The sequence below is a fragment of the Chryseobacterium polytrichastri genome, assembly GCF_900142445.1.
GTDB classification, from domain to species: domain Bacteria; phylum Bacteroidota; class Bacteroidia; order Flavobacteriales; family Weeksellaceae; genus Chryseobacterium; species Chryseobacterium polytrichastri.
Genome location: NZ_FRAV01000005.1, coordinates 78,056 through 90,074 on the forward strand (window position 1 = coordinate 78,056; position 12,019 = coordinate 90,074).

Here is a 12,019-nt window from a genome sequence, read left to right on the forward strand (position 1 = left end):
GAAAATCACAACACGCTTATGAATGTTTTTATTGCAGGCGGGACTTCAGGAATAGGCTATTCGTTGGCTCAGCATTATCTTTCAAAAGGATATTGCGTGGGGATTTGCGGAAGAGATCTGACTAAAATACCAGAAAACAGTTCAGGCAATTTAAAAGTATTTCAAGCGGATGTTTGTGATATGAATTCAATTTTTTCGGCCGTAAATAATTTTTCACAAAATGGGAATCTTGATATTTTCATCAATTGTGCCGGAAGTTACGCAGAAGATGTTGCCGGAAATATTTCTTATGAAGAAGCCGAAGAAATGTTACAAACCAATATTTTAGGAACTGTGAATGGTTTTGAAGTTGCCCGAAAAATAATGAAAGGTCAAGACAAAGGAAGCATTGCTGTTATTGCTTCAGTTTCCGGAATTATGGACTATGAAAATTCGAGTTTGTATACCAAAACTAAACGTTCTGTGATTCAGATTGCGGATGCTTATCGCCGAGCTTTGAAACCGTTTGGAATTTCTGTAACGACAATCGCTCCGGGATACGTGGATACATTGAAATTGAGACAGCTTAATGCTAATGATTTAAGCAAGAAACCATTTCTTACTGATCTTGAAAAGGCAACAGCTACCATTTCAGATGCCATTGAAATGCAAAAGAAAATAATTATTTTTCCTGTAAAAATGAAATGGATGATGAAATCTTTATCCCTTCTCCCCTCTTCATTATTAAATATCATCATGTTTAAAAAAGCAAAATGGATGAAAAACGATTAGATGTAAAGCAGAAAATCTATGCAATGCTATTGTGTTCTGTTGTATTCATAATCGTTTACAATTATTCGGCGTGGCATGCTTCAACGCTGGAAAAAGTTTCTTCTTTTGTTTTTGATTTTGAAAAATACATCCCGTTTCTTCCTTGGACTATTATTCCTTACATGACCAGCGGATTATTTTTCTGTTCAGTTTTTTTCTATTGTAACACAAAAGAGCAACTCAAGGTTCTGACTCGAAGAATTCTGTTAGTAACTCTTATTGCAGGAATTTGTTTTTTATTATTTCCCTTGAAATTTTCTTTACAAAGACCTGAAATTACCCATTCTGTTTTTGGATATTCTTTTCAGTTTTTATCAACATTTGATTCTCCTTTCAACCAAGCGCCTTCCCTACATATTGCATATGCTTTTATTTTCTGGACTGTTTTTAAAGATTTAAAAAAATGGAGAATGTTTTTGCTATTTTGGTTAATCGCTTTGGGAATTTCCACCTTAACAACTTATCAACATCATTTCATTGATATTATCACAGGAACCATTCTGGCTCATATTAGTTTCCTTATCTTTCCTTATCAAAAGAATAACTTTTTATATAGGAATTTTCAAGTGGCTAATTCTTACTTCTTGATAGGATGGATTTTCGTTTTAGTCTCTTTATTATTGTATAAATTTTCACATACATATTGGTTGCTTTTGTTGTGGGTGGCTCTCATTATGATCATAATTTGCTATCATTACCAGAAAAATAATATTCACTTTTTAAAAGATAACAACGGAAATATTCCTTTTTATAAAAAGCTGTTTTACTTTCCTTATACGTTCATCTATTGGATATTCTGGAAGTTTTTAAGAAAGAATAAAAGACCATTAGAGATTGTACCTAGTCTTTATATTTCGTCAAGGCTCAATAAAGAAGATCTAATATATTTTGAAATTAATAAAAATACTTTCGTTTACGATTTGGCAGCAGAAATGGAAGAAAATGAGATGATAAAAGAAAAAGCAACATACTTTTCCGTTCCTTTTTTAGACATTGGAACCTTAGATATTCATCAAACGAAAAAACTCGTTACAGAAATCGTAAAGAATTATCATCAGTTACCGAAAGACGGGAAAATATTGATTCATTGCACGATGGGTTATACCAGAAGTTCTGTCATCGGAATTTTAGTAATGAAAAATATTCTATCTTTACCTCTAAACCAAGCCATAACCAATATGAAAATCCTGAATAAGAACGCAGTCATTCATTCTTATCTCTTCGATTTTCTGAAAAAAATTAATATATGAATAGCGGAAATTTTAAAAGTTTTGATGAAAGCGAGATCTTTTATCGTGAATGGAATTATCAACCTCAACAAAAGAGTATCATCATCATTCATCGTGGTCATGAACACTCCGAAAGACTGAACGATATCGCACAATCGCAACAATTCTCAAACTACAATATTTTTGCATTCGACCTTCGCGGACATGGGCATACGAAGACCCCAACTTCTTCTATTTTTATGGACTATGTACGTGATTTGGATTCTTTTTCAAAATTCATACAATCAAAGTATACTATAAAAATTCAGGATACATTTGTACTTGCCAACAGTATTGGAGGCGTAGTTGCCTCTGCCTGGGCACATGATTTCGCTCCTAACATTGCAGGAATGGCTCTTTTAGCGCCTGCTTTTAGAATTAATCTTATCGTTCCTTTGGCGAATGAAATGATCACTTTGGGGACTAAACTAAAGAAAGGATTGATCATTAAAAGTTATGTGAAATCAACCATGTTGACGCATGATCCTGAACAACAAAAAGCTTACGATACAGATCCTTTGATCACACGATCTATTGATGCAGAATTACTCATCGATCTGGCTAAAGCAGGAAAACGTTTGGTAGAAGATGCAGCCGCAATTGATACACCGACTCTTATTTTATCGGCCGAAAAAGATCATGTTGTTTTCAATAAAGATCAGAAAATTTTTCATGACCAATTAGATACAGATCTAAAACACTACGAAGTCCTTCCTAACTTTTTTCACGGAATTTTATTTGATACCGGAAAAGAATTGGTCTATGATAAAATTAAAGATTTCGCTGAAAAATGTTTTAGTCAAACTCAGAAAAAAGCATCCCTTTCACCCGATAAATTTTCTGTAAAAGAATATCAGGATCTTCAAAATAATGTAGGCAATAATCTCAACTTTAAATTTCAAAAATGGTCTTTGAATACCATCGGAAAGATCAGTAAAGGAATGGAGATCGGATTGAAACATGGCTTTGATTCTGGCGCTTCTTTAGATTATGTGTATCACAATCAGCCTCAAGGGAAATTAGGTTTTGGAAAAATGATGGATAAAAATTATCTCGAGGCTATTGGCTGGACAGGAATTCGAATCAGAAAGCAACATTTAATTAAACTTTTAGAACAAAAAATTAAAAGCCTTCAGCAGGAAGGAAGAAAAGTAAAAATTCTTGATATTGCTGGCGGAACAGGAAATTATCTATTCGATATTAAAGAAAAATATCCTGAAGTTGAAATTGTGGTTAATGAATTTGTAAAGGCTAATATTGAGATCGGAGAAAAAGTAATTCAGGAAAAGAAATATCAAAATATCAGATTTACTAACTTTGATTGTTTTGATCCTGAAACCTATAAGAAATTAAATTTCGAACCTAATATTACCATCGTTTCGGGAATTCTGGAACTTTTTGGAGATAATGAAATGGCAAGTAAAGCCATTCAGGGAGTCAATTCTATTTCAGAAAAAAATTCATTCATTGTATATACTGGACAACCTTGGCATCCGCAATTGAAAATGATTGCTTATGTATTGAACAATCATCAAAATAAAGACTGGATTATGAGGAGGCGTTCTCAAAAAGAATTGGATAGAATGATGACTTTCAACAATATTCAGAAAGAAAATATGTTGATTGATGATTTTGGAATTTTTACGGTGTCTTCCGGAAAGGTTAATTTTTAAGTTATCAACGCAAAGGCGCAAATTTATAATTATTGATCTATTTTTAAGGCGCAAGGATTTTAATCTTCTATAAAAATTGAATGAGAATAAGTAAATCTTTGTTTTAAATATTTACATAAAATAAAAAAGGCTTCTCAATATTCTTGGGAAGCCTTTTCTTAAATCAAATTTATATAAAAATTATTGTTTCACTAACTCAAAATATAAGTTTACGTCAACATCTTTAGCTACACCAGCACCTGTTGGATCATATTTAATATTATAATCTAAACGGTTAACTGTAAATTTTGTCTGGAAACCCATTACTTCTTTTCCTTGTTGATTTTTTGTGATTCCACCGTATGTTACAGGAACAGAAATTTCTTTAGTAACATCTTTTATCGTTAATTTCCCTTTCAATGTGTAAGTATTATTTTTATCCTTCACAAGAGGGCCACTTTCAAAAGTCATCTTTGGAAAATTTTCTGCATCAAAGAAATCTGCACTTTGTAAATGCTTATCTCTCATTTCAACCCCTGTATTCACAGAACCTGTGCTCACAAAGAAACTAAATACCGCATTATCTAATCCTGCTTCTTTACCGGGAGTCATTACTTTTCCTTCAAACTTATCAAATCTACCTTGTACAAAGCTGATCCCCATATGTTTGATATTAAAATTTACTGATGAATGCATAGGATCTACAGCCCAACTCGTCTGTGCAAAACCTACAACGCTTACCAAAGCCAACACAAAAGTTAAAAATACTTTTTTCATAGTGAAATATTTATATTATCCGACAAAGATAGAGGAACAAACAGATCGTGACGTTGATCTATGTTAGTTTCTACTTTTGGATAAAATTATCTTTGAATAGAGCAAATCAAAAAGAAATAGAATAAAAAGAACGATCAGTGAATTGATATAAAGAAATAAAGCTAGGAATTCTGCATCTCCTTTATTAAAAAAATATTGTAGCGGATTCGTTCCTGAAATCATTAATGTAATTATATAAATAATTTCAAATAAAACAGCCATTTTTAAAACTGAATCATAATTCTTTCTGAAGATTAATATGGTAATAAAACTAATGACTGTTACAATAAGACATTCCACCAAAACTCCGATTGGAACCATTGCTACTCCATCTGATCTCTCTTTTAAAAAATACAATATCCATTCACTGAATTGAGCATTAAGAAGGCTCATGACAACAAAAATCAACAAACTTTTGAGTACACTATTTTTCATGTTTGAAAATTAACCAAAATTTCGGAAGAAAAATTCAAAAAAAAATCAAGAACTTCGCGGTATGGCAAAATTAAAAACAGCATATTTCTGTCAAAGCTGCGGATCACAGTATTCTCAATGGATGGGGCAATGTAAAAACTGTGGAGAATGGAATACTTTGGTGGAAGAGGTCGTAGAAAAAACCTCATCTAAAACACCTCCTTTTTCAAAATCAAAGCAACACGTTATCAATATTGTTGAAGTAGAAGCAATAGAAGAACCGCGTATAAAAACTCCTTCCGAAGAATTGAATCGTGTGTTGGGAGGCGGAATTGTTTTAGGTTCAGTTACCTTAATCGGTGGTGAGCCCGGTATTGGAAAATCTACCTTGCTTTTACAGCTTGCTCTGAAAATGAAGAAAAAAGTTTTCTATGTTTCGGGGGAAGAAAGTGCATCTCAGATTAAAATGAGAGCCGACAGATTAACGGATGTTCAAAATCCGAAATGTTTTCTTTATACAGAAACTTCACTGGAGAAAATCCTTCATGAAGCTAAAAAGCTGGAACCCGATTTTGTTATTATTGACTCTATTCAGACGCTGCAATCTCAATTAATTGAAAGTTCACCCGGAACGGTTTCTCAGATCAGAGAATGTTCTAACGAGATCATTAAATATGCTAAAGAAAATAATGTTCCTGTTTTCTTGGTTGGGCACATCACAAAAGATGGGCAAATTGCAGGTCCAAAAGTTCTGGAACACATGGTAGATGTTGTATTGAATTTTGATGGCGATAGAAATCATCTTTTCAGATTATTAAGAGCCAACAAAAACCGTTTTGGATCTACGGCTGAAATCGGGATCTATGAAATGGTTTCTCAAGGGTTAAAGGAAATTAAAAATCCATCCGAAATTTTAATTACTAAAAAATTCGAAGAACTTTCCGGAAATTCTGTTGCCGTAACTTTAGAAGGAAACCGCCCGATGTTGTTGGAAATTCAGGCGTTGGTAAGTACTGCCGTGTATGGAACTCCACAAAGAAGCTGTACAGGTTTTGACGCTAAAAGACTGAATATGTTGTTAGCAGTTCTCGAAAAACGTGCAGGTTTTCAGTTGGGTTCAAAAGACGTTTTCTTAAACATTACCGGAGGAATAAAAACCGACGATCCTGCTTTGGATTTAGCGGTGATTGCATCTATCCTTTCTTCCAATGAAGATATTGCCATCTCAGAACATTTTTGTTTTGCGGGAGAAATTGGTTTAAGTGGCGAGATACGTCCGGTTGCGCAAGTTGAACAGAGAATTACTGAAGCTGAAAAGTTAGGTTATGAAACTATTTTTGTTTCTAATCTAAATAAAATTGCCAAAAGGAAACACGGAATAAAAATTGAAGAAGTAAGTAAAATTGAAGATTTTCATGAAAGACTTTTCTAATAATTAAAAAAGTCACCTTGTGTTGAAATATTATGTTTATATTTATATATCCATAATCTTAAAACATACCTACACATGAAAACAAATTTTATTATTCTACTTGTTTGCTGTGCGAATTTGTTGTCTGCACAGATCAGTGTTTTTCAAAATCCTATTCAGGAAGGAAGCTTAGCTGAAAATCAAAAGATTACTAAAGAGCTCGCTTCAAGTTATATTTCAACAAAATATTATAAACAGAATGACTTTAATTTAAAGTCTGATCTCAAAATTAACTTACCCAATAATAAACAGATCACCGCAAAATTTGATCGGGTTTTAAATTACAGTAACAAAAGCCAATCTTATGTTTATAGCATTGAGAATGAACCTCAATCTGATTTGGTATTTTCAACATATGATCATATTGTAACCGGAATGTATGCTCCCGCTAGTGGAGAAAAGGTGATGTTTCATCAAACAAACGGAGATATTTTCGCATTGTCAACGGTAAGCGATCAGAAAATTCTTGATCAGGATTCTAAAGATGACTCTATTTTAGATTCTACCCTTCCCGGATTTGGAAAAGTTAATTCGAATGTTTGTCTGGATACAACCCCGGTTTGCGCCTCTTCCCGTGTTGATGTGATGGTGGTGTATACTTCTGCTGCAAGAACAGCCTGGGGTGGTGTTGCACAAAGTAATTCTTTTATAGCAACCGCCATTACTAATTTTAATACCTCTTTAACCAATTCGGGGATTTCAAATGTGACGATTAACTTGGTCTATTCAGGAGAAATCGCTTATACAGAACCTGGAAATATCAGCACAGATCTTTCGAGATTAAGAACTAATAATGATGGTTATATGGATAATGTTCATACCCTAAGAACTACGTACGGAGCAGATTTGGTAGCTTTGGTTACCGGAACACCAACCAATACTTGTGGTTTGGGATATGTGAATACCAGCCCAACCAATTACAGCGGTGCCAACGGATTTTGTGTGAGTCTTTATAATTGTGCAGTATCCAACTATTCTTTGGCGCATGAATTAGGACACAATATGGGATTACAACATGATTGGTATGTGAATACAAGTACTTCCCCATGCAGCCATCATCATGGATATGTAAACAGAACAGCCATTAATAACGGAGCTTCAAGTACTTCTTCTCAACGATGGAGAACTATTATGGCTTATAATGACGAATGTTCGGCTGCCGGATTTAACTGCACGAGAATCAACCGTTGGGCAAACCCTGGTGTAAATTATAATTCAGAACCTACAGGAATTGCTATAGGAAACACTAATCCATCTAACGAAGCGTTTGGATTCTCCCGTTTTGCGTGTGTGGTTTCTAATTTTATGCCGGCAGTTTCAGCAGATGTATTATCTACCTCAGAAATTCTTCCTAATACAAAAGAATTTACTTTATATCCTAATCCCGCCAAAGATATGATTACTATTTCGTTAAGTGACAGTGAAAGATATTCATTTAAAATATTTAACACGACAGGACAGCTTATTGAAACAACCACCGAAAGAACTATTCATTTAAAAGGATACACTTCAGGAGTCTATTTTCTCAATATTTACGATGGTAAAGGTTCATTCATTGGAAGTAAAAAATTTATCGTTCAATAATTGTTCACTTTTATAATGAATAAAAATCCTCTGAATATTTTAATTTTATTCAGAGGATTTTTCATTATTAACCCTTACCTTGTCGTATGAATTATCTGGCACATTCTTTTCTTACTTTTTCGGACGGGCAAATTGTTGGGCAATTTCTCGAAGATTTTATCCGAAACAGAGACCGTTTTTCTTTTCCTAAAGAAATTCAGGATGGAATTACTTTACACAGAGCGATTGATACTTTTACTGATGCTCATCCTGCGTTGCATGAGGCCAAGAAGGTTTTTAGTCCCTTGGTAAGATTATATTCCGGAGCATTTGTGGATGTTGCTATGGATTACTTTGTAGCGAATGATTTAAGTTTACATTCTCTTCATGAATGGAAAGAGCATTCTCTAAGAGTATACCGGGTTCTTAATGAAAATCAAAAATGGCTTCCCGAAAATTTCAAAAGAATGCTCATCAAGATGGAACATGATGATTGGCTTTATAATTACCGTGAAGATTGGGGTATAAAATTCAGTATTCAGAATGTTCTCAACAAAGCGAAGTACTTGGATAAAGACCTTCCTGTGTTTGACGTATTTCTTCAAAATAAAGATATTCTTCAGGAATGCTACAATAACTTCTTTCCTGATTTGTTGGCTCATGCAAAAGGGGTTAATGCTTTACTGGAAATAGAAAATCCATTTTAATGATAAAAAAAACACTTACTCGTTAGTAAGTGTTTTTTAATGTTTGGGAACATTTATATGTTGTTTTGTGTTTGTAGAATAATTTATGCCTGAAAAAAATTAATCACCAATTCTGTATACCAATACCTGAGTAGAAACTGCAGCTAAACTCATTCCGAGACCACTACAGTTACCTGACTGGCCCCTTCCTAAAGCAATCTGCCAGGTTGCATTGGCTGGAACTGTAGTAGCATACGTTATTGTCCCTCCATGATTTGATAGATTACCTTCACCATGAGCTGCTGTGCTATGTACTCTTTGTGTACTCCCATTCAAAGGGAAATCTACAAAATAAGAGCTTATATTACATCCTGTTGCACCATGAGTAGCTTCATAAACAAATGTCATCTGATATGTTCCTGCAGGAAAAGTAATAGTATTAGTAGTTGTATTATATGTCATCCCAGGAATTGTATTTTTTACTACCGCCATTGGTACTACTGAGGATCCACCTGCTGCAACTCCATTTAAAAAATCAGCTTGTGCTGTTGCTAACCTAAAAATAGCAGGATTGGGAATAGATAAAGCACTTAATGTACCAATTGTTTTTACAACTCCGGTAGCATCCAGTACCATTAACTTATCTGTAGTCGTAACTCCTGCTCCAGTACCCTCCAAACGTAAAGGGTTAGCCGCCGCAGTTACATGAAGTGCATTGGTTGGTGCACTATTACCAACTCCCACATTTCCTTGTACAATTGCACCATTAGTAGGGGCAGCAATACCTATATAACTATTTCCAACTGCAGCATTACCGTTGACTGTCAGATTACTTGCAGGACTCACCGTAGCATTAATCCCTAACTTACCTGAACGTGTAAGTGTTAACATTTGTAAAACTGAGGTACTTGCATTATCACTCACCGCCTGAAAATTCAAAATAGGTTCTGTAGCATTTAAACTATAGTTCATTTTAAATAATTTTGACCCAGCAGCAGCACTTGTATTTTCCAGATAAAAACCTGGACCGCTAAAACCTGCTGCGCTACCTGTTCCGGTAACTGCCAATCCTGAAATAAAACTGTTAGCTATTCCGGTTGTTGAGCCAGTTTCTGTAATATGAATCTGTTGTTTTGGAGCTATAGTACCTACCCCAATTCTTTTATTGGTAGCATCCACAGAAAATGTTGTAGCATCTACAGAAAATGCATTGACTGCACTTGCTGTAAAAGCTAATGTATTAGCTCCCTGCGTTACAATTCTATTTCCTTGTAAAGTACCATCACCATTATAAATATTAAGGTTAGTAAATACAGTCCCACTAGGGTTTTCTAGTTTTACCCATGCAAGACCATTATAATAATAATATCCTACAGCGTCTATATTCACAGCATTACCTGTTTGTGTTCCTGTCACTGCATTATTTACATAAATCATGGTAGAAGTAGGTATCGCCGTCATACTTTGTGCTCTTTGTCGGTCTACCCTTGGAAGCAATAGACCATCTATATTTGCGCTAGTTCCGGTAGCATTTTTAGCGGCTATGTCTAAGGAAGAATTCGGCGTATTTGTGTTTATCCCTACTTGCGCGTAAGAAGCGCTACTAAAAGCAAACAGTGCTATTATGGGGTAAAAATTTTTCATTCTCATGGTTAGTTTATTTAAGGTTATTTTTTCCTGATTAATAAAGTATATAATCTATATTACATACAATCAGTGATTTCATGGTTTAGGAAAAACGAGTTTAATTTTTATATTAAATGTTAATTTTTTTATAAAATAAGCCGCTTTATGTTAAAACAAATATAATATTTTTTATTCACAATGCAAAGATTATTAATAAATATTAACCATTATTCAATAAGTCATTACAAATCACTTATTTGAGATTTAATCATATTTACCAATGCCTATCTGATAAGAAAAGAATGATAATATTGAACGCTTTACATTCATTCAATTTTTAATAGAAACCATTAAAATAACTATTACATCATTTTTGTATGCTTTCTATAGAAATATTACTCGTAAATATATTTCACGGTTCAATAGAATTTGAACCTCTGCCTATAAAAAATGGCTGCCCGATAAGGACAGCCATTTTAAAAGTTTAATGCTAAGTTTAAATAACTTTATGTAGAAAGAGTATTAATCTCCCACTCTAAACACCAATAATTGTGTTGAGCTATCTCTTAGCCCCATACCTTTCCCAGTACAATTCCCCGACACACCTCTCCCTAAGGCTATTTGCCAGGTTTGGCCTGCCGGAATTGTGGTAGCATATGCAAGAGAGCCTCCATGATTTGATAAGGTTCCTTCAATATGTGAAGCAGTGCTATGAATTCTTTGAATAGAATTATTCAAAGGAAAATCTACAAAATAAGAGCTAATGGTACATCCTGCTGCATTATGGGTTCCCTCATATACAAACATCATCTCATAGGTACCAGCCGGGAAAGTAATCGTACTTGTAGATGCATTATACGACAATCCGGGAATCGTATTTTTCACCAAAGTCATCGGAACAACCTGGGAAGCCCCAGCAGGTATCCCGTTTAAAAAATCATTTTGAGAAGTTCCTAATCTAAATACTGCAGGATTTGGAATAGATAATCCTCCTAATGTATTGATACTTTTAATAACTCCATTGGCATCTATAACCACCAAACGATCCGTAGTTGTATTACCGGCGGCCACTCCTTCCAGTTTCAATGGATCTGCTGCAGATTTTATATGGAGCGCATTAGCAGGAGCAACCGTTCCTATTCCTAATCTACCTTGTGAGGTCACCACAACATCATTTGCTTGTTGAGCTGCTGTAGGGACACCTGTAGCAGAGTTATCTTTTGCCCCATCAATATTAAAAACACCTTGTGGATTAGGTGTATTTATCCCTACTTGGGCGTACGAAATAGTACTTATTGACAATAATGCCAATAATGAATAGAATTTAATTTTTTTCATAACATTTAGGTTTTTTATATTGTTTTTATGTTTTTTTAAAGGTTAGATAAGATGTCATTAAAAAGGATATTTTTGAGTTAAGGGATATAGAAAATTTTTGAAAACAGAGCACGATATAGCCGGCAGAGTTTCCTCTGCAAAGTACATAGATAATATTTACTGAAGTTCTAGACTACAATAAAATTATTTGATTTCGTAAATATTCTGGATAGATATGCCAACTTGGGCGAAAGTATAATCGCTACATCTGAATGTAGCAAATACCATAAGTATTTGTGTTTCATTTTTCATTATTTGTGTCTTAAAAATTTGTGTTTTTCAGAAAATAAAATGCATTATTAAACGCTTATTACTTCTCTTACAAATATATTATTT

At 34.0% G+C, this 12,019-nt stretch carries 10 protein-coding genes; 6 read left to right on the plus strand and 4 right to left on the minus strand.

The window, feature by feature from the left end; genetic code table 11:
- The first annotated feature begins 18 nt into the window (after nucleotides 1–18).
- Genes BUB80_RS04320 through BUB80_RS04330 form a run of 3 tightly spaced genes read left to right on the plus strand, consistent with a single transcriptional unit; the run spans nucleotide 19 to nucleotide 3,751 of the window.
- Entirely contained in the window at nucleotides 19–771 is a 753-nt protein-coding gene (locus tag BUB80_RS04320) for an SDR family NAD(P)-dependent oxidoreductase (RefSeq protein WP_073291277.1), read from the plus strand.
- The gene (locus BUB80_RS04325) at nucleotides 753–2,060 is read left to right on the plus strand and encodes a phosphatase PAP2 family protein (RefSeq protein WP_073291279.1); all 1,308 of its coding nucleotides are present in this window, start codon (nucleotides 753–755) and stop codon (nucleotides 2,058–2,060) included. The genes BUB80_RS04320 and BUB80_RS04325 overlap by 19 nt, the downstream gene beginning before the upstream one ends.
- A complete protein-coding gene (locus tag BUB80_RS04330) occupies nucleotides 2,057–3,751 on the plus strand; it encodes a bifunctional alpha/beta hydrolase/class I SAM-dependent methyltransferase (protein ID WP_073291281.1) in 1,695 nt (564 codons plus the stop codon). The genes BUB80_RS04325 and BUB80_RS04330 overlap by 4 nt, the downstream gene beginning before the upstream one ends.
- A gap of 180 nt (nucleotides 3,752–3,931) precedes the next feature.
- Here BUB80_RS04330 and BUB80_RS04335 read toward each other — a convergent pair whose 3' ends face one another.
- Together BUB80_RS04335 and BUB80_RS04340 are read right to left on the minus strand one after the other, a co-directional pair.
- Nucleotides 3,932–4,507, minus strand: a complete 576-nt coding sequence (locus BUB80_RS04335) for a YceI family protein (protein WP_073291283.1) — start codon at nucleotides 4,505–4,507, stop codon at nucleotides 3,932–3,934.
- 63 nt (nucleotides 4,508–4,570) lie between these two features.
- Nucleotides 4,571–4,981: a hypothetical protein gene (locus BUB80_RS04340; protein WP_073291285.1), complete on the minus strand. Its 411-nt coding sequence runs from the start codon at nucleotides 4,979–4,981 to the stop codon at nucleotides 4,571–4,573.
- 61 nt (nucleotides 4,982–5,042) lie between these two features.
- Here BUB80_RS04340 and radA point away from each other — a divergent pair, with 61 nt between their 5' ends.
- From radA to BUB80_RS04355, 3 genes are all read left to right on the plus strand, one after another.
- Nucleotides 5,043–6,392, plus strand: coding sequence for a DNA repair protein RadA (gene radA, locus BUB80_RS04345; protein WP_073291287.1), 1,350 nt, complete (start codon nucleotides 5,043–5,045; stop codon nucleotides 6,390–6,392).
- A 75-nt stretch (nucleotides 6,393–6,467) separates the two neighbouring features.
- Nucleotides 6,468–8,015, plus strand: coding sequence for a zinc-dependent metalloprotease (locus BUB80_RS04350; RefSeq protein ID WP_073291289.1), 1,548 nt, complete (start codon nucleotides 6,468–6,470; stop codon nucleotides 8,013–8,015).
- An 86-nt stretch (nucleotides 8,016–8,101) separates the two neighbouring features.
- Nucleotides 8,102–8,701: an acyl carrier protein phosphodiesterase gene (locus BUB80_RS04355; protein WP_073291291.1), complete on the plus strand. Its 600-nt coding sequence runs from the start codon at nucleotides 8,102–8,104 to the stop codon at nucleotides 8,699–8,701.
- A gap of 99 nt (nucleotides 8,702–8,800) precedes the next feature.
- On the opposite strand, the gene BUB80_RS04360 is transcribed toward BUB80_RS04355, so the two are convergent.
- Together BUB80_RS04360 and BUB80_RS04365 are read right to left on the minus strand one after the other, a co-directional pair.
- Nucleotides 8,801–10,324: a hypothetical protein gene (locus BUB80_RS04360; RefSeq protein ID WP_139262527.1), complete on the minus strand. Its 1,524-nt coding sequence runs from the start codon at nucleotides 10,322–10,324 to the stop codon at nucleotides 8,801–8,803.
- A 504-nt stretch (nucleotides 10,325–10,828) separates the two neighbouring features.
- The gene (locus BUB80_RS04365; RefSeq protein WP_073291295.1) at nucleotides 10,829–11,644 is read right to left on the minus strand and encodes a hypothetical protein; all 816 of its coding nucleotides are present in this window, start codon (nucleotides 11,642–11,644) and stop codon (nucleotides 10,829–10,831) included.
- Nucleotides 11,645–12,019 lie beyond the last annotated feature (375 nt).

Coding starts and splice junctions, on each gene's coding strand:
- BUB80_RS04320 (WP_073291277.1), top strand. CDS start 19: ATGAATGTTTTTATTGCAGGCGGGACTTCAGGAATAGGCTATTCGTTG.
- BUB80_RS04325 (WP_073291279.1), top strand. CDS start 753: ATGGATGAAAAACGATTAGATGTAAAGCAGAAAATCTATGCAATGCTA.
- BUB80_RS04330 (WP_073291281.1), top strand. CDS start 2,057: ATGAATAGCGGAAATTTTAAAAGTTTTGATGAAAGCGAGATCTTTTAT.
- BUB80_RS04335 (WP_073291283.1), bottom strand. CDS start 4,507: ATGAAAAAAGTATTTTTAACTTTTGTGTTGGCTTTGGTAAGCGTTGTA.
- BUB80_RS04340 (WP_073291285.1), bottom strand. CDS start 4,981: ATGAAAAATAGTGTACTCAAAAGTTTGTTGATTTTTGTTGTCATGAGC.
- radA (WP_073291287.1), top strand. CDS start 5,043: ATGGCAAAATTAAAAACAGCATATTTCTGTCAAAGCTGCGGATCACAG.
- BUB80_RS04350 (WP_073291289.1), top strand. CDS start 6,468: ATGAAAACAAATTTTATTATTCTACTTGTTTGCTGTGCGAATTTGTTG.
- BUB80_RS04355 (WP_073291291.1), top strand. CDS start 8,102: ATGAATTATCTGGCACATTCTTTTCTTACTTTTTCGGACGGGCAAATT.
- BUB80_RS04360 (WP_139262527.1), bottom strand. CDS start 10,324: ATGAAAAATTTTTACCCCATAATAGCACTGTTTGCTTTTAGTAGCGCT.
- BUB80_RS04365 (WP_073291295.1), bottom strand. CDS start 11,644: ATGAAAAAAATTAAATTCTATTCATTATTGGCATTATTGTCAATAAGT.